Consider the following 23,155-nt stretch of genomic DNA (forward strand, 5'->3'; position numbering starts at 1 on the left):
TCCTCGTCCCAGGAGAAGCTGCACCTGACTTCTTGGGAGGGATTGGATGTTACAACCTACGGACATGATTGCATTGCTTGGTTCCCAGCTTGGTGACAGGCGCAGCCACCCAGGCAAGCTTTTGCTTGACCACCTACAAAATGTGGCTGCCCTGGCCAAGGAACTCGCAAGCAGTCACGGATTGGCAGTGGATGAAGAATTGTTGACTGCCATTGCCTTAACTCACGACATTGGCAAAGTACATCGTAAATTTCAGAAATTGTTGGATGGGATAGGGCCTGGTATCAATCATGCCAAACCGTCAGCCTGGTTTACGTATAGTCTTACCAATGACATCTGGGCGGCAGAAATTGTCTGCCGCCACCATACCGGGCTGCGTAACCTTGATGACATGATTGTTGATTGGGGCAGCGATCAAGATTGCGAAAAGGTAATGAAAGAATTTTTGCCTGGCTGGCCCATTAAAATTGATGAGGAATCTTTGTTTGATTTGCAACTTAGTTTGTATTCATCTTTGAAGTATGAAATAAGAATTGACCACTGGCTCCAAGTGAGATTATTGTATTCATTATTGATTGCCGCAGACCGGATGGACGCCATTGGTATTGCCGGCCTTCCTAAGAAGGATATACCGCCATTTGCTCCGCCGTTGTTGCCAAGCCGTTCCCCCGCCATTGATTCATGGAGACAGCAGATTAAAGAAACATGCTTACAAAATGCCTTGCGCGTCTCGGGGCCGGGGGTGTATACTTTGACCCTGCCCACCGGGGCCGGTAAGACTCTAACAGGGCTAGCGATTGCCCAGGCCTGGGCCACACGCTTTGGCTGCCAGTCCATTATTTATGGATTGCCCTTCATCAGCATTGTGGAACAGACTGCGGCCGTAGCGAAACAAGTTTTTGGGAATGACCGGGTACAGGAAGATCATAGCCTGGCTTACGGCCAAGGGCATGAGGAAGATACGGATGATTACTCCAAGGATGCTGCCGCTTGGAAAAAGATGTCCACCCTATTCCGGTATTGGCGAGAACCTGTGGTGCTAACCACACTGGCTCATTTGTGGGATGCCCTATTTAACCCGCGCGCCAATCGCACTATGAATTTTCATCGTCTAAGCAATGCGGTAGTAATATTGGATGAGCCGCAGACTATTTCACCGCGCTTTTGGTCTGGGTTAGGCCAGGTCCTGTCCTATCTCAGTCAAAAATGGCATACTTTTTTCCTCCTCATGACCGCCACACAACCGGAGATTGTCACGTGCCAGGAGCTGGCGCCTCCTGATACAGTATTTCCGTATAACAGGCATCGATATGAGATTTTAGTGGACGAGGCAACCGGAAGAATCAAAAAGATCACCATAGATGAGTTGCCGCATGTCTTGGACGGTAAAACGCCGGTGCGAGAGCATCCCGGTATGGTAGTCGTCAACAGGAAAAAGGCCGCTATCCGGGCTTACCGGGCTCTGGAGAGTCTTGATCTTGGAGCACCTTTGCTCTTATTGAGCGGTTGGCTCACCCCTTACCGGCGCCGGATTATTTTAAGATATTTAAAATGGCTGGAGAAAAGGCAAAAACGCCGCTACTTGGTGGCAACACAGGTGGTGGAAGCCGGTGTAGATTTGGATTTTGGTTGGGTTTTTAGAGACTTAGGTCCTCTTGACAGTATTATCCAGGTGGCTGGAAGATGCAATAGACATTCCCGCGAGGACCTTTTAGGCCGTGTGCTGGTGGCGGAAGTTACCAATAACAAGGGCTATTCTACTTGGAAAAACGTTTATGATGATATACTGATTGATAAGACAAAAGAAGTCTTGGCTAAAAAGCCCATTTTCGAAGAAAGAGAAGTCAAACAGATTGTGGAGGAATATTATGCTAAGATAGTCGAAGGATTGTCTAGTATTCCTCTTTTCGATAAGTTATCTCGTGGTGAGTGGGGCGAGTTTCACGAATTAATTGATGAGGATAATAGGGCAGTAGATACGGTAACCGTGTTTGTCGAAGAAAATAGCAAACTTTTGCCTATGTTAAGAAAGTTGGAAGAGACAGAGTGGACTCTCGAAGACATGGATGAGCAAAAGAAACTGGTTCAAAAGGTGATGCAGTACGCCATTGAAATACCGAAAACTATGATAACTGCTTGCAGAACCTTTTGTGCGAAGTTTTTCACTGAGAATGAAGAGCCTGTTTTTCGGCCCATTTTGCATGGGTGGGCATGGTTTTTAGGCAAGGAAGCAATCGGTAGAGATGGGGGATTATATAGTCCAATTCTTGGGTTTGTGCCACCGGAAGAAGATGATGATATACTATCTCCTGTGCTGTAAGCAGTCACAGCAATGTTTAATATGGCCATCCTGCTTATCAGGAGGCGGAACCTAATGGAAAATACCGAAATCAAGGTTACCGGTACCTTAATGTGGTACTATTACATCTGCCACCGGGAAGTCTGGCTCATGGCGCGCCATGTTGAGCCGGAAAGTGACCATGCTCATTTGGAATTAGGTCGATTTTTGCAGGAAACGGCTTATCCCCGGGACAAAAAAGAGGTGTTGGTGGGCCATTTAAAATTTGATTTGGTTAGGAAAAAAGACGGCCAATGGATAATAGGAGAAGTCAAAAAGTCTTCCAAGTATGAGAAAAGCGCCACCATGCAACTGGCACTTTATCTCTATGAGCTACGAGAGCTAGGTATAGAGGCGCAAGGCGAGCTTCTGTTTCCTGAAGAAAAGAAGAGGCTAACTGTTGCTTTGAACTCTCAGTTGGAGGCGGAAATCGAAAAAGCAAAGAGAGACATTCTACGCATTGCATATCAGGATATGCCCCCACCGCCGGTAAAGGGTAAATATTGCCGGAACTGTGCCTATGGTGATTTTTGCTGGGCCTAGGGGTGGTTCAGGTTGAAAAAGACGATTTACATTTTTACTGACGGTGAGTTGCAGCGAAAAGATAATACTATTTGTTTCACTACGGCTGAGGGACGGAAATTCCTGCCCGTTGAAGAAATCGGTGAGCTTTTTCTGTTCGGGGAAGTTAGTCTTAATAAGCGCTTTCTGGAATTCGCTTCCAAAGCAGAAATACTCATTCACTACTTCAATTATTATGGATACTATATGGGCACTTTTTATCCTAGAGAGCATTATAACTCGGGCTATATGATCCTGCGCCAGGCTGAGCATTACCTAAACCACGAAAAGCGAATGGTTATTGCTAAACAATTCGTTCTGGGAGCCATAGCTAATATAGGAAAGGTTCTCCGGTATTACCAAAACCGAGGCAAAGATTTACAAGACTGTATAGAAGCCATTAAAGACTTAGAAGTGTCAATAGACAGTTGTGACAGCGTTGCGGAGTTGATGGCACTGGAAGGAAATATCAGAAACCATTATTACAAGTCTTTTGACGATATTCTGGAGAATCCTGATTTTGTGTTCGAAGAGCGCTCACGCCGGCCACCCAAAAACTATTTGAACAGTTTAATAAGCTTCGGCAATTCTATTTTGTACACCTGCGTCCTCAGCGAAATCTACCGCACTCATCTGGACCCTCGTATCGGTTTTCTGCATGCCACAAATTTTCGGAGGTTTACGCTGAATTTGGATGTATCCGAGGTGTTTAAACCTATCATTGTGGACCGCTTGATTTTTACTCTTATAGGAAAAAAGATGGTAACGAAAAATGACTTTGAAGCGGCAATGGGAGGTATAGTTTTAAAGGAAAATGTAAGGCGGAAGTTTGTGGAAGAACTGGACAAGCGGTTGAAAGTTACCATCAAACACCGCAGTACCGGCAGGGAAGTGTCCTATAGGCGACTGATTCGCCTGGAGTTGTACAAGCTGCAAAAGCACTTGATGGGGGAAACTGTATATGAGCCCTTTGTTGCTCAATGGTAAAGAGGAGAATTGCGATGTTTGTAATTCTCGTTTACGATGTAAACCAAAAGAGGGTGGCTAAAGTACTGAAGACCGCAAGAAAATATTTGACATGGGTCCAGAATTCGGTATTAGAAGGGGAGATAAGTGAGGCCAATCTGAAGAAATTAAAAAAGGAGTTAGCTAGAGTAATGAACTTGTCAGAGGATTCAGCTATTATTTATGAATTACGTACTACTAAGTATTCATCTCGCGAGATCATTGGTGTGGAAAAAGGTGGTTTTGATATTATCATTTAAATTTGGTTCACGCTGTTCGTCGTCGACCGCCAATAGAGCAAAAAATGCTGGAGGTCGACGACATGTTACTACCTAGACATCTTTGATAAATCAATACTGGAGGGCCTTTTGCACCTTTTGTTACAGTGTTAATGGTTATAGTCGCTGGTTGAAAAGGTCTTTTTTCAATACTTTTAACGGTTTGTAGCTTACCTGTGAGGGATGGTAACTACCGCAACAGCCGATGAATGGTCTTTGCCAGATCCTACAAGAACGCCTGTATGAACTGATGATAATAAGCAATGGAGTTTATTAACTGGCTAATGACGCTTGAACGCAAAACCCCCCTTGGCATGTCAAGAGGGGTTTTTGCTTCAGAAAGAATATTGTTCGAAGGGCCTTAGCCCAAATCCCCCGCCGCCTTGATTTTAACCCGGCTGGTTTTGCCCGGGTAGTAGGCCAGCGGTACGTCTTCCACATCAATGATTTCCACCGTTTCCCTGAGGGCACCGGCGGCCACGGCCATCTCAATAGCTTCCTGCTTGGCCTGGACCAGCGCTTCCTCCCGCGGCACTTTTTCATAATCAACCAGCTTTTCGTAGGTGCCGCTGACTTTGGAGATGGCCGAGCCAATGGCGTTGGCCGTGCCGAAATGTTGGGGCTTGACTACCGATTTGGCCCCCGCCAGCTTCTCCGGCAAGATGATGGACCCGCCGCCCACCAGGACCACATCCACATCCTCATGGGACACTTTCATGGCATCCAGGGCGTCTTCCACCATCCGGCGGATAGTCTCCATGGCTTTCAGGGCGAATTCCTCATCCAGCCCGGCCACTTTGGTTTTGTCTCCCAGTTCGTAAAGACCCAGCCGGACGGCAATGTCAGTGGCAGTTACCGTATCCCCGCCGAAAACCAAAGCCTTCTCCGTAATCTGGTATCCTACGCTGTCAGGACCTACCGTGACGGTACCGTCTTCCCGCTGCCTGACAATGGAACCGCCGCCGAGGCCAATGGTCAACACATCCGGCATCCGGAAATTGGTGCGGACGCCGCCGATGGTTGCCGCTATGCTGGATTCCCGCGGGAAGCCGTTTTGGAGCACTCCCAGGTCGGTGGTGGTGCCTCCCACGTCGATTACCACCGCGTTTTCCAGTTCAGCCAGGTAGCTGGCGCCCCGGATCGAGTTGGTGGGACCGCAGGCAATGGTTAAAATGGGGTACCGGAGGGCCTGTTCTAAAGTCATTAAAGTGCCGTCATTTTGCGAAAGATAAACAGCGGCATTGGTTACCCCCAAATCCGCCAGAGATCTGGCGAAGCCTTCCGTAAACTTTTGCGCCACCCGGCACAGGGCGGAATTGAGAATGGCGGCGTTTTCCCGTTCGATAAGACCCATGGAGCCGATTTCGCTGGAAAGAGAGATATGGATATCCGGCCCCAGGATCTCCCGGCAGATTTCAGCGGCCCGGAGTTCATGGTCGTTGCGGACGGTGGAAAAGACGCAGGAGATGGCTACCGACTGGACTTTACCCTTGACTTCCCGGAAAAAAGCCCTGGCTGCTTCCTCATCAAAGGGAGTGATTTCCTTGCCATCGTGTTCAAAGCCGCCGCGAATCATTTGCTGGGCGACTACTACCTGCTTCAGATCGTCCGCCCAGTCAGCCATGGGCGGAATGCCCACCGCCGCCGGTGCCCCAATTCGCAATACGGCAATGGGCGCCAGGTTTTTTCTTTCCACAATGGCGTTGGTGCATTGGGTGGTCCCCAGCATGGCCTGGGCGATTTGGCTTCTGTCCACACCGGACAGCTCCAGTAATTGCTTGACAGCGCCGACAATACCTTCCTCGATGTCCCCGGAAGTAGGATACTTGATTTTTGCCACCACTTGCAGTTTTTCATCAATCAAGACTGCGTCGGTATTGGTGCCTCCCACGTCAATACCCAGTTTATACATGGGTCCTACCTCCTTTCACCCGTTCTTCAATGGGGATGTAGTCCGTGTCGCAGCCGAAATAGCGCGGTCCTACCAGTTCCAAGCCCTTGGGAGTACGCCACATTTCAAAGCACTTGAGTCCCACCACCAATACTCTCTTGCCGTATTTCAGGGCATCGGTGGTAACCGGCGTAAATGTTTCCACGTCCACCAGGCAGATTAAATCCGGCACCGTGGCCACGATCTCCCCGTCCACGGCAGCCAACAGGTTTTCATTCTGAAACTCCACATAAGCCTGCCGGCCCTTGTCCTCCCCAATGCCTTCCAAAACCACTTTCCCGAAATTGAAGCCTCCCCGGGTCTCCCGCAGCACATCGGTGATCTTGCCCTTGAAGAGTTTAAATCCTTCGGTAGCCTGGAAGAAAGCCTCTTCCGGTGTGGTGCCAGTGCAGGACTTTAAGGTGCGGATGGCCCGGCCCAGCTTTTCGCTCCTGGTCATGATGTTTTTCACGGCATAATCTTTGAGGGTCTTGCCGTCGACAATATAAAGGCACACGGAAACGCTGCCGCCGCAGCTCATGGTCACCGCCCGGGCCAGTTCTTCCGTCCATTTGTTCGTGATGGTGTCAAAGATGACACTGTTTCCTTTTTCATCCGTCAGGGCCATGGGGGTGGCACTGACCCCGCCGATGGTGAAAGTCACCATTTGGAGCTCCGGAAAAGCCCGGCCCATCCCGTCGGCATCCACCAGGGGGAGCCCCAGGCGTGCCGCGGCGGCGATGGGCAGCATGCTGTTCACACCTCCCGCCTCAATGGGCATCAGGGCATAAATCTCTTTACCATAAAAGCGGGAGACCATCTCATACAAAGCTTTGTATTCGTTGCCACCGATGGCTTTTTCCGACAGAACCGTGGGCGCTCCCATCATGGCAATAGGCACCACCAAAGCGTCGTCAGGTACTTCTTCCGGGTCCAGCATGGTCACCGGGCCGCATTCCCGGACCGCACTGATGGCCACCAGCTTGCCGATATAGGGGTCTCCGCCCCCGCCTGCGCCCAGCAATGCCGCGCCCAAGGCAATATCTTCAATCTCCGTCAAACCTATTTTCCGCAACTAGATCAACTCTCCTTTCATCGTGGTCTCGTTTGCTCCCGCACTTTTACATAAAGAGCCCAGGATGGCGAAAGACAACAGGGAAACCACAATACCATTAATTGGCCCTACAAACGACCATGAGACAAGATGCGCAGATCATGGCCCCGGCCCAGACCATGGCAATAGACCACCAGCTTTCCCTCCGTTCACCGCTCACCTCAAAACCGGTCTTGTTCTGTTCCATTTGCCAACCCCTTTCCGCTATACTGGTTTTTAATAGTGCCAGTATAACGGAACAAGGGAAAAGTTGTTAATTAGCCCACCGGCAAAAAAACAGCCTGATTGTTTTGTCTGAAAGGACAAAACACCAGGCTAAAATTCCAAGACCCGGCTGATGGCCACCGCCTCATAGAGCTTGGCGGAAGCAGGCATGGTCCCAACCCGGTAACCCAGGCGATCAGAGATGCACTTCAGCCGGTATTTAATCGTATTCTCATGCAGGAACAGTTTCTTGGCGGTTGCTGTGAGACTACCTCCCGTGTCCAGCAGGTAAACCGCCAAGGTGTGTTTTAACTCTCGAGCTTCCCTTTCTCCCTCCAGGACACGCAAAGGAGCCAGGGCCTCCGTTACGGCCTCTTCCCCCTGGGCAATGCGTTCCCGGCAGTTCTTCACAAAACCCAGCTCCGCCTCGCTGAAACAGTTGCGACCGGGAAAGATTTTCCTTAGATCGGCGGCACATTCACGATTGGCCAGGTAGGCTTCCCTCACAGCTGCGGTGTTCTCCAAATTTCGGAATGTGGTCAAAAGAGCATCTGGCGGAAGCTCAGTTAAGAGGGCCTCCTTCAATGTTTCAATGTCTTGCAAAGTCTTGGGCCCGTCCATAAAAAGGACCAGGCAGCCTTCATAAACATCGGCGAAAGAAGTCCGGCAGAAATGTCGTGCCAAGTCACTGGCTTTCTCCGCCACCTGCGTGGGAATGCCGGTACCGTCTTTGCAAACGGCGATCCACATGGCGTGGATGGAGGCCACATCGATTTGGAACAAATCCGCCAAGCGCCGCATTTTCATAGGCTCGTCCTGCATGATAGCTTTGACCAGTTCGGAAATAACTACTTTGTCGTGGTTCTGGCTCCACAATCTCACCGCCAGCTGTACTATTTCCACAGCCTGCTGGAACTCGCCGCCGGACAGGGGAGTACCTTCCCGGATCAGGAACAAGTCCATGCCCGTGCCTGTGTCGGAATCAATGGCGGCCCGGTACAGCAGCCCTTCCGGCACATAAGGGAATGGTGCCGGCTTCCCTGGTGTGGACGGCAACTGTACGCTCTTCAGGCGGGCATGCAAACCGGACAAGGTCCGGGGCCAGGCAGCCTCATTAAGCACGGTCCCTTTGGCATCAGTCAGGATGACGGTGGCCCGGAGCCGGTCCGAGAGCATTTTGACCACCGTATCCACCGTCCGCTGGTGCTGGGGCAAACGGGAAACACGCTCCAAGAGCTCAACCACCATGGATCCTCCGGCTGACCGGTCCCGGTAAATGGCTTCCATTACTTCGCAAATCACTTCGCTGTATCGCAGGTCCAGCCGGTTACGAGGCATGCAGATCAGGGTAAAATCCAGTTCTTCGGCCAGTTCAATCAACCGTGGATGAATCTCCTTCATAAAGATGCCGACGTAATAAAGAATAAGGCCCACTTCCCCGCCTTCCGCCAGCCGGCGGATGTTCCGGCACTGCAATTCCACATCATCCTTGATGTTGACAAAAGAGGTGATCACTATCTCGCTGCCGTAATACTCGTCGTTAGGGAAATGGGCATCCGTCAGCAATTCCGGATCGACGCTCTCCAGCACGGAAATGGAAGACACAATCTTGTGCAGTCCGCCCCTGCCTGCCACCACTTCCGCATTGCGCAGGGAGGGCAGTTTTAATAAATCGGCTACCGTTACTGCCATTAGGCAGACTCCTTCCTGCCGTTGTCTTTTCGGACAAATACTGTTTAATCCCATTCTAGATACCGGCCGGTTTTCCCTGCCCCGGAAGTTGAATCATTTACGCATTTGTTGAAGGTGTTGCTTTAAGGTTCATAACATTTCTGCAATTGAATACTCAGACTCCCGGCTCAAATTAATGCATTTCCCGTTGACCACGATCAAAGGCTTAGCGATATTCTGGGGTAGGCAACAGGCGATTTCCCCGATTTCCCCAGTGTTCAGCCTTACTTTTGCCCCGGTGTAGTGGTTGGCGATGTTGCGCAGGAATACCAGCAATACTTGGGGGTCAAAGTGATCATAGCCCCTTTTCTCCATTTCCAGGAAAGTATCAAAAGGAGTGAGCCTTTTCTTGTAAGCCCTTTCCGAAGTTAAGGTATCATATACGTCAGCCACCATAATGATCTTGGTATAAATGCTCAAATATTCACCCGGAATCCCCAAAGGGTAACCGCAGCCGTCGACCCTTTCATGGTGCCTGAGAATAGCCTCTTTCACGTCTTGACAAATGCCTGGTGTACGTGCACCAGGTTATACCCGAGAGCAGCATGTTTTTTGACTTGCTCTCTTTCCTCCGGCAATAAAGGCCCCTTTTTGTTTAAAATTTGCGGCGGAATCTTTGCCTTCCCGATATCGTGGAGTACTCCCGCTTGGATGACGTTCTTGATTTCATTTTCCGAAAGTCCCATCCAACGGGCTATGAGGCCACCGTAGAGGGATATGTTTAATCCGTGGGTGTAAGTATATTCATCGGCTTTTTTCATCTCATTGATAGTTTCCATGAGGCGGTAGTTGTCCTTAACCTGGGTAAAAGCTGAATCAAAGACGGTCTCCATTTGTGCCACTTCCAGTTTTCTGCCCGCCGCCAAGTCATGTAGTACCGTTTTGATCCGGTTGACATTGTCTCGATACTGCCTATTAAACGCCAGGTGAGAACCGGGAGCAGGTACCGGTCCCCGGTAATCTGTAGATCCATAGACCGCAATCCGCTCCACGCCGAATGCTCTTAACTTGTTAACGATCTCCTCGTTGAGAGGAGTATTTTTCGGTATGACCAGGACTGAGTCCTTAAGAATATCCTCGGCTAAGATAATTCATGGAGTGTAGTCCTCAAGAGCTCGAACCTCAATCTCCATTATCTTGCATTCTCCTGACCTTCGGGAAACGAGTTTGGCCTTCTTTTCACAGAAAGGCCTTTTCTTTTATTACCATTCCAATCTAACAAAAAAGCCATTAACTACCTGCTCCTTTTTATCGTTTATTGAAAAAACTCTGACCGGCTGCAAGAAAGGCCGGCGGCATAGCGCAGGGGGAGCGTCCGTTAGCAGCTCAAACCCGTCTTTGGTAACCAGGACCGTATCGGAGTGTCTGAATCCGCCTAAGTTTTGAATATATATTCCCGGCTCGATGCTGATTACCATGCTTTCTTTAAGGATGTCCGTGCTGCCTTCGGCGATAAACGGGCCCTCGTGGTTGCCTAGACCGATGCCGTGTCCTGTCCAGTGCAGGAGATTGTCTTTAAACCCGTTTCGGATCAAATACTCCTTGGCTTCGGTGTCATCAGGGGTTAAACGGAAAACAACTACAGGAACCGAACTCCCCTGTTTCGGTCTATGGTGGCATAGGCTCTTCCTTCAGCACGTCCTTTGAACAGTAACTTGTATCCCTGGATGACCCCGGTGCCCAGCTTCTCGGCTCCCCGGCAGCGACGTTTCATCTGCACCAAGTTCATGTTGGCGCCGTAGGCGGCATAAATCAAAGATTTGCTCAATAAATACACCTCTTTTCCGTTCCCACTTGTATAATCTCACGGCTGGAGGAAAAACGTGGTAATTGCTTTAGCAGGTGAAGCCGTAGGGTCTTGAACTCGTGGCCGGTAGTACCAAGCTTCAGGGGAAAACAGCGAAGTGGGTGGCTTCCTGAGCCTCGGGTGCTTTGTCTAAATAGGGCGTCTCTAGGTCTATTTTACTGGGTCTCCCGAAGGATATCTGAGTTGTCTTATGCTCGACCTAAACGGTAGTGAGACGAACTGTCGAGCTTTGCGAGGCGATCTGGGTATAAAGAACTCCCCTTTGTGTAGCCCTGAATTCATGCTCTTTCAGGTACCTACCAAAGGGGAGTGTATTAAGAGGGGAGGTCATTCCATAATCCGGAGCTGCATCTGGGTGATATACTTGCTGTTGTCCCGCTCCACGAACTGGTCCACGATGTTGAAGTTTATCAGCTTGTGATCCAGTACGAGATCCCCGGCCGCTTCCCGCAGTTTCCGGGCGCTGTCCAGGATTTCCTCGTAGGGGCCGAAATGATAGCCGCAGAGGAATTTTCCCGCCGGAATCAGCGAGGCCTGGGGATAGCCCGGCTTCATGCCGGGAGCGTCGGGTTCCTCATCAGGGGAAAACAAATAGGCGCCGAAAGACTTGGTATCTCCCTCGTAGAAGACCACGGTGGGATAGAAATAGAAGGAGTCATGGCCGTAGAGCAGTTCCTCGCTGCCGATGGGTATATACCGGCGGTCCGGGAACTCCCTCACGGTGACGCTGTCTTTGGCCACGAACTGCATTTCCTGCTCGATGAAGCGGATCTTGCGCTGGATGGCCGTTTCGATGTTCATCAGCTCCTGCCACTTCTTGCGGAGGATCATGGACTGTTCCTTCAGCCGGTCCAAAGTAAAAACCTTATCCCGGGACTCCATGTAGGCGGCAATCTTGTTCAGGGAATAGCCCAGCTTCCGCATGTAGCGGATGTAGGCCAGCTGGTAGACCTGGCTGAACTCATATCGCCGGTGCCCCGTTTCCGGATCCCGTTCCGCCGGTACGAAAAGGCCGATGGAATCGTAATAATGAAGAGTTTGGATATTCAATTGAAATAAAATGCTCATTTCGCCGATGGTGAGAGTTTTTTTCATGGCCATCATCTCCGCTTATCTCTGATTTCGCTCGTAGGGAACACCTAAAGCCGCCGGAACGGTGCTCTTGCCGATGGATAAGAGTAGTACCACCACGGCTACCACATAAGGGAACATGGTGAAGACCTGGGACGGAATAGGAACGCCTAAGGTCTGGAGGCTGTACTGGAGCGCCTCCGCAAAGCCGATGATCAAGGCGGCGACAAAGACCCCCAGGGGATTTCTCCGGCCTAAGATGACCACCGCCAGGGCAATATAGCCGCGGCCGGCGGTAATGTTCTCGATGAAAAAGCCAAACTGCCCCAAGGTCATGCAAGCCCCGCCCAAACCGCCGAAGAGCCCGTTTAACATACTGGCCAGGTAGCGGATGCCGAAGACATTGATGCCGGCCGTATCGGCAGCCCGCGGGTGCTCACCTACGGCGTGGATATTAATGCCCCATTCCGTTTTATAGAAAATCAGGGCCAGGACAATGACGCTTAAAAAAGCCACGTAGACAAACAAGTCCTGGCTGAACAGGGCCGGTCCGATGACAGGGATCTTGGACAACAAGGGAATTTCCATCTTGGCCACGGTGGGGCAGGACGGCAGCTGATCGGTCCTGCCGAAAGCCAGGTAGAACAGGAAACTGGTCAAACCCAGGACCAGGAAGTTTAAAGCCAGGCCCACGATGGTTTGGTCCGCTTTGATTTTCACACTCATGGTCCCGTGCAGCAAGCTGACCAGCATCCCGCCGGCCATCCCGGCTAACACCCCGAGGAACAGGTTGTTGGTATGATAAGCCACGATGAAACCGGCAAAAGCGCCGGCTAGCATATTGCCTTCCACGCTGATATTGAGGATCCCCGCTTTTTCGGAAATGGTCTCCCCAATACCGGCCAGGACCAGGGGTGTAGACATCTTTACCGCTGCCGCTAGATATGCGGTGAGCAGGGCGATAGCTCCTAAATCCATAGCTTACCTCTCCTTTTCTTCAGCCAAGAAACGGCGAAATAGAGTTGGGCGCGCAAGTATCAAGAGTACAATACACCCCATAATAATCAAGGAAATGGCCGTGGGCACTCCCGCTGCCCGCTGCATGGACAAGGAACCCACCTGTAAGGCCGCAATGCCCAGGGCGGCCACGATGACCCCCAAGGGCTTGTTGCCCCCCAGCAAGGCCACGATAATGGCAATATACCCGTATTCCGGCGACAAACCTTCCAAGAGCTTGTGCTGCAATCCCGTTACCTCGCAGACCCCGGCGATGCCCGCCAAGCCGCCGCTGATGAGAGAGGAAAAAACGATGCTGCGGTAAACGGAGATGCCGGCACAATGGGAAGCCCGGGCGTTTAAGCCCACCGCCCGCATCTGGTAGCCGGTGGTCGTTCGCCACACCAGGATATAGACGGCTGCAGCGCACAAAAGGGCAATGAAGATACCGGCGTGCACCCGGTTGGGCGGCAGCAGGGTGGGAAGAATGGCCGCGGCCGGCAGTTCCGGTGACATGGGATAGGGATAGTTGGGATCCTTTAAGGCCGTCCGCACCAGGATGCCGACGATGTTGATGGCGATATAGTTAAACATGATGGTCACAATGACTTCGGAGATTTTGAACCTGGCTTTCAGGAAGCCGGGAATCACCGACCAGATGCCCCCCAGCAGGAAACCGGCCGCCAGGACCAGGGGCAGCATGATGACCGCAGGCAAGCCCGGCAGCGCCAGGGCGACGCCGGTGGCGGCAATGGCGCCCATGTACAGCTGTCCTTCCGCCCCCAGGTTGATAAAGCCGCTTCTAAAACCCACGGCGATCCCCAAACCGCACAGGGTGAGGGGGGTGGCCTTGACCAAAACCTCGGAAATGGCATAGGTGGAACCGAAAATGCCCCGGAAGAAGCCGGAGAAGGCTTTGGACACGTCGCTGCCCACCAGGAGGATCAACAGCAGGGCTACCAAGAATGCCAGCACTGCCACGCACAAGTAAGAGCAGATGGTTTTCAACTTTTTCATGCCGGTTCCCCTCCCGTTTTCCTGCCCGCCATCATCAGACCCAGGCTCAGGATATCCAGTTCCCTGTCGTTAGCAATAATCCCCATAATTTTACCTTTATATATCACGGCTACCCGGTCGCTTAAGGCCATGATTTCCTCCAGGTCCGCGGAAATGAGGAGGATGCTGCAGCCCCTGGACCGGTGCTCCAAAAGCTTTTGCTGGATGAATTCCGCCGCCCCGATATCCAGGCCCCGGGTAGGCTGGAAAGCTACCACCGCTTGGGGGTTGCCGGCCAGTTCCCTGGCCAGGATCAGCTTCTGCTGGTTCCCGCCGGATAGATAGCGAATGGGCGTTTCCGGGCCCGGCGTCTTAATCGTGTACTCCTTGATGGCGTGTACGGTGTCTTCCTTGACCCGCTTCTTGTCGATTAAACCCCTTTTGAGATAAGCGGGATCCGTGGGGGTTTTGAGCAGCATGTTTTCCACCAGGTCCATATCCAGGACCAGCCCGTCCTGGTGCCGGTCGTCGGAAATATAGCCGATGCCCAGCTTCTTGCGCTCCCGGATGGACAGGGGGCTGATATCGGTGCCGCCTAGTTTGATGGTGCCGCCCGTATGGCGGCGGATGCCCAGGATTACTTCCGCCAGGTCCTTTTGGCCGTTGCCGTCCACCCCGGCTACGCCCAGGATTTCGCCCCGGCCGATCTCAAGGGAAATGTCTTCCAGGCGCCGGAGCCCGTTCACTTCCAAGGAGACCTGCTCCAGGGACAGGCCCGGTTCTTGGGAGCGGGCCGCAGGGGTTCTCCGGACGGGTTTCAGTTCCCGGCCGATCATGTACCTGGACAGCTCTTCTTCCGTGACCTGGGCGGTTCTTACGGTGGCGATGTTCTTGCCGTCCCGCAAGACCGTGATCCGGTTGGAAATGTTCATTACTTCGGGAATGCGGTGGGTGATAATCACCACGGCTTTCCCGTCATCCCTCAGTCTTCTTAACACCGCAAAAAAGCTTTCCGTTTCCTGGGGAGTTAAGACGGCGGTGGGCTCGTCCAGGATCAACAATTCCGCGTTCCGGTACAGCAGTTTGATGATCTCCACCCGCTGCTGCTCTCCCACCGACAGGGAAGAAACGTAGGCTTCCGGAACGATTTGCAGCCCGTACTTGTCGGAAATCTCCTTGATGGCGGCATTGAGTTTCCGGCGGTCCGGGAAGGGGTGCCCCGGCGATTTCAAACCCAGGGTAATATTTTCGGAAACGGTCAAAGACGGTACCAGCATGAAGTGCTGGTGCACCATGCCGATCCGCCGCGCAATGGCGTCTTTGGGGGACGAGAAGAGGACCGGTTCTCCTTGCCAGAGGATCTCCCCCGCGTCCCGGGTATAGATGCCGTACAGGATATTCATCAAAGTGGTCTTGCCCGCTCCGTTTTCCCCCAAAAGGGCGTGGATCTCTCCCGCTTCCACGTCCAGGCAAACCTGGTCCAGGGCACATTTGCCGTAAAAAGACTTGCTGATGTTTTTCATGGAAAGCAACGCCACTGGCTGTCCCTCCTTTAATAACAGGGCTATGACTGCCGCCATAGCCCTGTCCCTCCGTAAGCGCGTTACCTGGTGGGAGTCTCAATGCGGGGTACTTGGAGTGTCCCTTCGATGATCTGGGCCTTCAGGTCGCTGATCAACTGCTTGGTTTCGGCGGGGATTTTGTCTTCAAAGCCGTTAAAGGGGGCAATGTCTACCACGCCGTCGTCCATGCCCAGGTAGAAAATGCCGCCGCCGAAGCTGCCTTCCCGCACGTGCTTCACGGCGGTCAGGATCACTTGCGGCATGTTGTAAACGGTGGAGCACATGACCGTATTGGGAGCGATGGAGTATTGGTCGTAAGAGTTACCGCAGGCCAAAAGCCCGTGTTTTTCCGCGGCTTTGATGACGCCGGTGCCCGCCTGGTTAGCCACGTGATAGAGCACGTCGGCGCCCTGGTCGATCATGGCTTCGGCCGCCGCTTTGCCCGCCGTAACGTCCGTGTAGGAGCTGATATAAGCTTCGTAGACCACCACATCCGGGTTCACGGATTTGGCACCCACTTTGAAGGCTTCCACTTCTTTCACGATGGAGGGCTGTTCAAAACCGCCGACTACACCCAGCTTGCCGTTTTGGGACATGGAAGCGCAGAGCACGCCCATGAGATAAGCTCCTTCTTCGCAGCTCATCACGTAGGAAGCCATGTTTTCCGCCTGGGAGGCCGCTTCCGTAGCCATGAAATAGGTGTTGGGGAAGTTCTTGGCCACCTTCACCGCGGGATCCCCGAATTGGAAACCGTGGCCGATGACCAAATCATAACCTTGGGCCGCGTAATCGGCGAAAGCGGCTTCCGAGTCGGCAATGTCCACGTTTTCCATGTAGGCGGTTTCAATGCCGTATTCTTCTTCCGCTGCTTCCAAACCGGCTAAAGCGATGGCGTTCCAGCCCTGGTCATTGGCAGGCCCCGAGAGAATGAGGGCTACCTTCAGTTTCTTTTCTCCCGCATCGCCCGTATCAGTTCCGCCGGAGCCTCCTTGGGAAGAGCAGCCCCCGAGTACTAAGGCGGCACACAACAAAACCACGGTCACCAGAGACAACAGTCTTTTCATTTGATACCCTCCTAATCAGTAAACTTTTAATTGGAGCATGGATCAAAAATACTTCCGCAGTACCTTGGTGCAGACTTCTTCTCCTTTGGCCGCCAGTTCTCTTTCATCGACACCGGTCAGGTGCCCGTCCCGGAAGACTACTTTGCCGTTGACCATGGTCAGGTCCACGGGTCCGGTGATGCCGGTGCGGGCCAGCAGGTTCTTAGGATCGTGGAGGGTGCCCGTCAATTCCAGTACCCCCGCATCCACCATGAACAAGTCCGCCGCTTTCCCCGGTTCCAGGGATCCCAGATTCGCACGGCCCAGGGTTTTGGCCCCGTTGACGGTAGCGATTTTCAACATCTCGTAGGGAGAAAGACAACCACCCCTTTCTTTGCTGTGATAAGCCTGCATTAAATAAGCCATGCGCAGTGAGTCCAGCAAGTTGGAGCTGTCATTGGTGGCGGAACCGTCGCAACCCAGGCTGATCAGCACTCCTGCCCGCTGCATGGCCTGCATGTCCAGGATGGGGAAACCACCCAGCACCGCCGGGGCGGGACAGTGGGAGACGCCGGTACCGGTCTGGGCCATCACCTGGTACTCGTCGGGCTGCAGTTCCCAGCCGTGGGCAATCCAAACGTCGGGACCCACGAAGCCGATCTCCTCACACCAGGCCAGGGTCCGCATGCCCCATCTTGCCACCATCATCTCGTTTTCACCCTCGCCCAGGTGGGTATGCAGGTGGACCTTCTTGTCGCGGGCCAGCTTCACCGCCTCTACGAAGGTTTCCTTGTAGCTGTTAATGGGCTGGCAGGGAGCTACTACGATCTGGGACATGGAGAAGGGAGCGGGATCGTGATACAAGTCGATAATCCGCTCGCAGTCGGCCAAAAACTCGTCGGTAGTCTCCAGCATGCCGTCGGGGATGGTGCTGCCTTCGCTTTTGGGCAGGGTATTGGTGCCCCGTCCCGCATGGTAGCGGATCCCCAGCTGGGAGGCCGCCTCCATCTGCCGGTCCACCAACAGCTTCCCGGAAGCGCGGGTATAGCAGTACTGGTGGTCAAAAGCGCAGGTACAGCCGTGTTTCAGGAGGTCGGCCATGGCCGTTAAAGAGGAATAATAAATCACATCTGCATCAATTTTTTGAAAAATAGGGTAAATCTTGTCCAACCACTCCACCACGTGCATGTTGGGGTAGTCGATGGTAATCAGGTTTCTGACGAAGGTTTGGAAGAAGTGGTGGTGGGTATTAATCAAACCCGGATAAACAAATTTGTCTTTCCCGTCGATGATCTCGGCTCCCCCGGGATCCAGGTTCTTGCCGATGGCTTTGATCCGGGGACCTTCGATCAAGATGTCCGCGTCATAGTAAACCTGGTCGTTGCTGTCGCAGGTGACAATGGCCCGGGCACCTTTGATCAAAACTCTGGTATCCATAATCCGCATTCCCTCCTCTGCTGGTGTGTGCATCCCAATTATAAAACCTATAGTTACTATAAGTACAAGTGAAAATAATTGGTATCAGCAAGAACAATGGGCGGGCGGTATCACATCAGGCAATGAAAAAGAGGCTATGTCTTTCCTCATGGGAAAAGACATAGCCTGATTAACCAACTTCCATGCTGCCAAATGATTCCAGATCGTCTGGATGGTCTCCGCACAGATTAGGCTTGCTGACGGTGGCAGCTGCGTTCCGTTGAAGGCTGGGGCGGACAGCCCTGCGCTTTCAGCCGCTTCGCCCTCCTATTTCCGGGGGCACAACCGGTGAAGTTTCGCTGCCTGCCCGCGGGGCTGCCGTCAACCCGTATTCGCCCGTACTCACCTCCCTTTACAGGCCGGCACGGTATTTTGCCTGAGACCATTATAAAACAGAGGTCATGAACAAAACCGTGAACACGGCTGCACAATTTCTTTTTCCAGCCATGGGCCTAAAGCCTGTAACCAGGGCCGGCATGGATGTATACCAGCTTTGCCGTACTGCTCAGGACGATATCTATCAACTTTTTCCGTAGGACTTCCCCTGCGAAGGAGCCGGGAATGGTCAGTCTCGCCCTGGGGATATGGAACATACCTGCCTGCTCCTTTATAGGGTATATATGCATAAAAAGTATAACACAACGTGCGGCAGCCCAGGAAAACAAGCGGAAAAACTTTAAGAAAAGTCCAAAGGGAGTGAAAAAGGGATGTATACCCCGAAAGGTGGGAATTGGGCTTTTGGATGGATGGGATGTATAATAAAAGAATCTATTTGAAAATATCCCTGCTATTTCGGCAAAAAAACGTTGACAATCTACAAAACAAGAGTTAAGCTAAAATTGTTAGAAGGCTCTAATATTGTTATGGCTAATTAAGTTTCTTTGGGACGCAAGCGGTAACTATGGTATAAGGAGGGAGAGCCGGTATGGAACTGGCTATCAGCAAGTGGTTCTTTGGTAGAGCGGCAAGAAACAAGGAAGCGAAAGCGGCAAAAGAGAGAAATCTCACCCAGGCGGAAGTAAATCGTCCTTATACCATCCGGGGCATTGCTACCGAAGATGAAGATATGAAGAATTTCCTGTTTACCCTGGGATGTTATGAAGGGGAAACCGTCACTGTGATATCTGTGTTAGCTGACAACTACATAATTAATGTCAAAGATGCTAGGTACAGTATGGACGCGGATCTGGCCAAAGCTATCCTGATCTAGCTGCAGGGCCATGATGCCGTGTTTTTTTGCTTATGAAGTTAGCTGTAACTAATATTGTGTGCCACCGCTAAGTCTAGACTTCGAAGGAGGACCTGGTATGAGAATTGCCCTGGCCGGCAACCCCAACAGCGGTAAGACCACCTTGTTCAATGCTATCACCGGCAAAATTGAACACGTGGGCAACTGGCCCGGCGTCACCGTGGCCAAGAAAGAAGGCGATGTTAAGAAAGAACTTCATCCATCGGGCATGCACATCCGGGTGGTAGACCTGCCCGGCGCCTACTCCATTTCGCCTTTCACTTCGGAAGAAAGCATCACCAGCAGTTTTGTCAGGAATGAAAAGCCGGATGCCATTATTAACATCGTGGATGCCACCAACTTGAGGCGGAGCCTGTTTTTCACTACCCAGCTGCTGGAGTTGGGCGTACCGGTGGTGGTGGCCCTCAACAAAAGCGACCTGCTGACAAAGAAAGGTATTGTCATCAACACGGCTGCCCTGGCAAAGGAATTAGGCTGTCCCGTAGTGGAGATTTCTGCTGTCCAGGGCAAGGGTTTGACTGAACTCATCGCCGCCGCGGTCAGTGTCAAGGGCCAGGGGCAAAAGGCGCCCTTTACCGGTGCCGTGGGTTTGGAGAGCATGGACAAGGAAGCGGTCCAAGCGGTGGACCGGGAACGGTTTGCCTTCGTGGAAAAAGTGGTGGACCGGGTAGAAGTGCGGCAAGTGGACAGTGCCAAGCAGACGAAGCAGGATGCCGTAGACCGGATTATAGCCCACAAGTTTTGGGGGCTGCCCATTTTTGCCCTGGTCATTTATGTGGTGTTTTCCCTGTCCCAAACCTATGTCGGCCCCTTCCTGGCGGATTATCTGGTGAGCTGGATCGACAGCTTCTACGCCTTTGTGGAAGGGCTCATGGGTGACCACGTCTCGCCGCTTTTGGGCGCCCTGCTGCTGGACGGTATCATCGGCGGCGTCGGGGCCGTGGTTGGGTTCCTGCCCCTCATCATGGTGCTGTTCTTCCTGCTGGCCCTGTTGGAGGACTGCGGGTACATGGCCAGGGTCGCCGTGGTCATGGACCGCTATCTCAAGAAAGTGGGGCTGTCAGGCCGGTCCATTATTCCCATGATTATCGGCACCGGGTGTGGAGTGCCGGGTATTATGGCCACCCGGACCATCCGGGATGAACGGCAGCGCAGGACCACGGCCATGTTGACACCCTTTATGCCGTGCGGCGCTAAATTACCGATTATCGCTCTCTTTGCCGGGGTGTTCTTCCAAGACGCCGCTTGGGTCGGCACCCTGATGTACTTCGTGGGAATTGCCATTATCGTGATGGGGGCCCTGATTATCCGGCAGATTACTAAAGAAGGGGCAGCCAAGTCCTATTTCATCATGGAGCTGCCCGAATACCGCTGGCCCAGCTTGAAGCGGGCCTGCATCTCCATGCTCGATAGGGCCAAGGCCTTCATTGTGCGGGCCGGGACGGTGATCCTGGTGTGCAACGCCGCGGTGCACATCATGCAGACCTTCACCTGGAACCTGCGGGTGGTGGAAGAAGGCATGGAGAGCACCAGCATCCTGGCCGGCTTGGCCACTCCTTTTGCCGTGCTGCTCATTCCCCTCGGCTTTGGGGCATGGCAGTTTGCAGCGGCGGCCATCACCGGTTTCATTGCCAAGGAAAACGTGGTGGGTACCCTGGCCGTGGTGTTCGGTATCACCAACTTCATTGATGCCGAGGAACTGGCCCTGGTGTCCGGTGCCGACAGCGTGGCGGCCGTGATGGGCTTAACTCCGGTGGCGGCCCTGGCTTACCTGATGTTTAACCTGTTTACCCCGCCGTGCTTTGCGGCCATCGGCGCCATGAAGGCGGAGATGGAAAGCAGGAAGTGGGTGCTGGGTGCTATTGCTTTCCAGTTCAGTATGGGTTATACCGTGTCTTTCTTCGTCTACCAGCTCGGAACCTACATTACCACCGGCAGCTTTGGCACGGGCTTTCTTCCCGGCTTGGTTGTGGTGGCGCTGATTACCGGGACAATCATTTACCTGATGCGCAGGACGGGACGGACGACGGCCGTCAGCCTAAAGGGGGTGGCATAACATGCTTGGTAACGTCATTGCCTTCCTGGTTATTGCCGCTTTAATATCCGGTGCCGTGGCAAAGATCATCATTGACAAGAGAAACGGGATCCGGTGCACCGGCTGCTCCTGCGGGAGCGAGAACTGCCCCAGCAAGAGTTCCTGCTGTGAATAGCCTGCTTTGGGTTCTCTTCTTCTTGTTTCCGGTCATAACGTTAAGGAAGGCCGCCGGCCCTTTTGTGATGGGGCCGGCGGCCTTCCTGCTTTCCAGCGGATCCGGGTGCTTTTATGGTCGTTTCCGCAAAGTTGTGCCGGATCCCTTGACAGTCACAACTTTTTTGGGCCAGGATGGTAATGTGAAGTAGAAAGCGGCGGCCGCGGTCTCTTGATGACGGGAACATAGCTGGACGCAACATTTTATGATTTCATACAAGAGGAGGTAATGCTGAATGAAGGCTGTAGGTAGGCTTACTGGCAAAGTTGCCGCTTGCAAGGTAGCACTGGGCAAAGACTTATTGGAAGCCGTGGAAGAGCTGCGGGCTGAAGCGGGCATTATGGAAGGGCAGGTGGAAATGATCGGCGCTTTGCGCCGTGCCGTGTTGGGCTTTTATGACCAGCAGAAGCGGGAGTACAAGACTCTAGAGTTTAACCGGCCCTTGGAGATCGTCTCCGGCATCGGCAATATCAGCCTCAAGGACGGCAAGCCTTTTGCCCACATCCACCTGGCCGTTTCTGATGAAGAGGGCAAGTGTTTCGGCGGTCACCTGATGCCGGGTACGGAAGTCTTCGCCGGGGAAATCTTTATCCGGGAAACGGAGATGGCCCCGCCCCTCAAGCGGGATTATGATGAAGCCACGGGGCTGTATCTCTGGACTAAATAAAAGTTATACCCGGTAGTTCGATTACTTATTTGACACGGCTCGGATGCCGGTGTTACTATGAAACCGAAAGGCGAAAGATGAAAAGTGTGTTCGGTGCAAGGGTGCACCAAAGGCCTGTCAAGGCGTACTCAACGACGAGTATGGTCGTCTGTTGGGTACGCCTTTTTTGATTTCTTGAGAAAAGGAGAGATGAGCATGACGAAGTACAGCAAAGAGGATATCTTACGACTGGTGAAGGAGTTAGACGTGAAATTCATCCGCCTGCAGTTTGCGGACATCATGGGCAAGTTGAAAAACGTGGCCATCACGGCGGAGCAGGTGGAGAAAGCCCTGGAGAACAAGATCATGTTTGACGGCTCCTCCATTGAAGGGTTCGTCCGGATTGAGGAATCCGACATGTACCTGGCCCCCGACCCGGGTACCTTTACCATCTTCCCCTGGCGGCCCCAGCAAGGCCGGGTGGCAAGGCTCATCTGCGACGTCCTCCATCCGGACGGCACCCCCTTTTTGGGTGACTCCCGGTATATCCTGAAGAGAGCGCTCCAGAAGGCGGCGGCCCTGGGCTACGACCAGTTCAACGTGGGACCGGAATGCGAGTTCTTCCTGTTCATGACGGACGCCAACGGGGTGCCCACCACCAAGACCCACGACAACGCCGGTTACTTTGATCTCAGCCCCGTGGACCTGGGCGAGGATGCCCGGCGGAACATCGTGCTGGTGTTGGAGGAAATGGGTTTTGAGATCGAGGCGTCCCACCATGAGGTGGCTCCCGGCCAGCATGAAATCGACTTCAAGTACCAGGATGCCGTGACCACGGCCGATAACGTGATGACTTTCCGGATGGTGGTGAAATCCCTGGCCCAGCGCAACGGCCTCCA

The 23,155-nt window shown here is 52.8% G+C and carries 22 protein-coding genes; 9 read left to right on the forward strand and 13 right to left on the reverse strand.

Annotated features, from left to right (window positions below; genetic code table 11):
- Window positions 1–46: 46 nt before the first annotated feature.
- The 4 genes from cas3 to cas2 are packed head-to-tail and all read left to right on the forward strand — an operon-like array spanning window position 47 to window position 4,164.
- Complete coding sequence (gene cas3 / locus GXX34_08590) at window positions 47–2,320, forward strand: CRISPR-associated helicase Cas3' (GenBank protein HHW07564.1); 2,274 nt, start codon at window positions 47–49, stop codon at window positions 2,318–2,320.
- 54 nt (window positions 2,321–2,374) lie between these two features.
- Entirely contained in the window at window positions 2,375–2,881 is a 507-nt protein-coding gene (gene cas4, locus GXX34_08595) for a CRISPR-associated protein Cas4 (GenBank protein HHW07565.1), read from the forward strand.
- A gap of 12 nt (window positions 2,882–2,893) precedes the next feature.
- A complete protein-coding gene (gene cas1b / locus GXX34_08600; protein ID HHW07566.1) occupies window positions 2,894–3,886 on the forward strand; it encodes a type I-B CRISPR-associated endonuclease Cas1 in 993 nt (330 codons plus the stop codon).
- A 14-nt stretch (window positions 3,887–3,900) separates the two neighbouring features.
- On the forward strand, window positions 3,901–4,164 hold the full coding sequence (gene cas2, locus GXX34_08605; protein ID HHW07567.1) for a CRISPR-associated endonuclease Cas2: 264 nt from the start codon (window positions 3,901–3,903) through the stop codon (window positions 4,162–4,164).
- Window positions 4,165–4,543: 379 nt separating this feature from the next.
- On the opposite strand, the gene GXX34_08610 is transcribed toward cas2, so the two are convergent.
- The 13 genes from GXX34_08610 to GXX34_08670 form a co-directional block, all read right to left on the reverse strand.
- Window positions 4,544–6,094, reverse strand: coding sequence for a hydantoinase/oxoprolinase family protein (locus GXX34_08610; protein HHW07568.1), 1,551 nt, complete (start codon window positions 6,092–6,094; stop codon window positions 4,544–4,546).
- Entirely contained in the window at window positions 6,087–7,187 is a 1,101-nt protein-coding gene (locus GXX34_08615) for a DUF917 domain-containing protein (GenBank protein ID HHW07569.1), read from the reverse strand. The genes GXX34_08610 and GXX34_08615 overlap by 8 nt, the downstream gene beginning before the upstream one ends.
- 354 nt (window positions 7,188–7,541) lie before the next feature.
- Window positions 7,542–9,122: a PucR family transcriptional regulator gene (locus GXX34_08620; GenBank protein ID HHW07570.1), complete on the reverse strand. Its 1,581-nt coding sequence runs from the start codon at window positions 9,120–9,122 to the stop codon at window positions 7,542–7,544.
- Window positions 9,123–9,251: 129 nt separating this feature from the next.
- On the reverse strand, window positions 9,252–9,656 hold the full coding sequence (locus tag GXX34_08625; GenBank protein ID HHW07571.1) for a hypothetical protein: 405 nt from the start codon (window positions 9,654–9,656) through the stop codon (window positions 9,252–9,254).
- A complete protein-coding gene (locus GXX34_08630) occupies window positions 9,653–10,153 on the reverse strand; it encodes an HD domain-containing protein (GenBank protein HHW07572.1) in 501 nt (166 codons plus the stop codon). The genes GXX34_08625 and GXX34_08630 overlap by 4 nt, the downstream gene beginning before the upstream one ends.
- Before the next feature lie 210 nt (window positions 10,154–10,363).
- Complete coding sequence (locus GXX34_08635) at window positions 10,364–10,696, reverse strand: M24 family metallopeptidase (protein HHW07573.1); 333 nt, start codon at window positions 10,694–10,696, stop codon at window positions 10,364–10,366.
- Between the two features lie 44 nt (window positions 10,697–10,740).
- Complete coding sequence (locus tag GXX34_08640; protein ID HHW07574.1) at window positions 10,741–10,929, reverse strand: gamma-glutamylcyclotransferase; 189 nt, start codon at window positions 10,927–10,929, stop codon at window positions 10,741–10,743.
- A 366-nt stretch (window positions 10,930–11,295) separates the two neighbouring features.
- Window positions 11,296–12,063, reverse strand: coding sequence for a MerR family transcriptional regulator (locus GXX34_08645; GenBank protein HHW07575.1), 768 nt, complete (start codon window positions 12,061–12,063; stop codon window positions 11,296–11,298).
- Between the two features lie 15 nt (window positions 12,064–12,078).
- On the reverse strand, window positions 12,079–13,017 hold the full coding sequence (locus GXX34_08650; GenBank protein ID HHW07576.1) for an ABC transporter permease: 939 nt from the start codon (window positions 13,015–13,017) through the stop codon (window positions 12,079–12,081).
- A 3-nt stretch (window positions 13,018–13,020) separates the two neighbouring features.
- A complete protein-coding gene (locus GXX34_08655; GenBank protein HHW07577.1) occupies window positions 13,021–14,052 on the reverse strand; it encodes an ABC transporter permease in 1,032 nt (343 codons plus the stop codon).
- The gene (locus GXX34_08660; protein ID HHW07578.1) at window positions 14,049–15,569 is read right to left on the reverse strand and encodes an ABC transporter ATP-binding protein; all 1,521 of its coding nucleotides are present in this window, start codon (window positions 15,567–15,569) and stop codon (window positions 14,049–14,051) included. The genes GXX34_08655 and GXX34_08660 overlap by 4 nt, the downstream gene beginning before the upstream one ends.
- A gap of 65 nt (window positions 15,570–15,634) precedes the next feature.
- Complete coding sequence (locus GXX34_08665; protein ID HHW07579.1) at window positions 15,635–16,657, reverse strand: BMP family ABC transporter substrate-binding protein; 1,023 nt, start codon at window positions 16,655–16,657, stop codon at window positions 15,635–15,637.
- A gap of 42 nt (window positions 16,658–16,699) precedes the next feature.
- Entirely contained in the window at window positions 16,700–18,073 is a 1,374-nt protein-coding gene (locus GXX34_08670) for an amidohydrolase family protein (protein HHW07580.1), read from the reverse strand.
- A 964-nt stretch (window positions 18,074–19,037) separates the two neighbouring features.
- Here GXX34_08670 and GXX34_08675 point away from each other — a divergent pair.
- The 5 genes from GXX34_08675 to GXX34_08695 all read left to right on the forward strand — a co-directional run.
- Complete coding sequence (locus GXX34_08675; protein HHW07581.1) at window positions 19,038–19,322, forward strand: ferrous iron transport protein A; 285 nt, start codon at window positions 19,038–19,040, stop codon at window positions 19,320–19,322.
- 97 nt (window positions 19,323–19,419) lie between these two features.
- Window positions 19,420–21,417: a ferrous iron transporter B gene (locus GXX34_08680; protein HHW07582.1), complete on the forward strand. Its 1,998-nt coding sequence runs from the start codon at window positions 19,420–19,422 to the stop codon at window positions 21,415–21,417.
- 1 nt (window position 21,418) lies between these two features.
- Window positions 21,419–21,571, forward strand: a complete 153-nt coding sequence (locus GXX34_08685) for a FeoB-associated Cys-rich membrane protein (GenBank protein HHW07583.1) — start codon at window positions 21,419–21,421, stop codon at window positions 21,569–21,571.
- A 274-nt stretch (window positions 21,572–21,845) separates the two neighbouring features.
- Complete coding sequence (locus GXX34_08690) at window positions 21,846–22,277, forward strand: DNA-binding protein (protein HHW07584.1); 432 nt, start codon at window positions 21,846–21,848, stop codon at window positions 22,275–22,277.
- 195 nt (window positions 22,278–22,472) lie between these two features.
- A partial coding sequence (locus GXX34_08695; GenBank protein ID HHW07585.1) for a glutamine synthetase occupies window positions 22,473–23,155 on the forward strand: 683 nt, incomplete at its 3' end.

The organism is Clostridia bacterium, from assembly GCA_012840125.1.
Taxonomy (GTDB): Bacteria; Bacillota; DULZ01; order DULZ01; family DULZ01; genus DULZ01.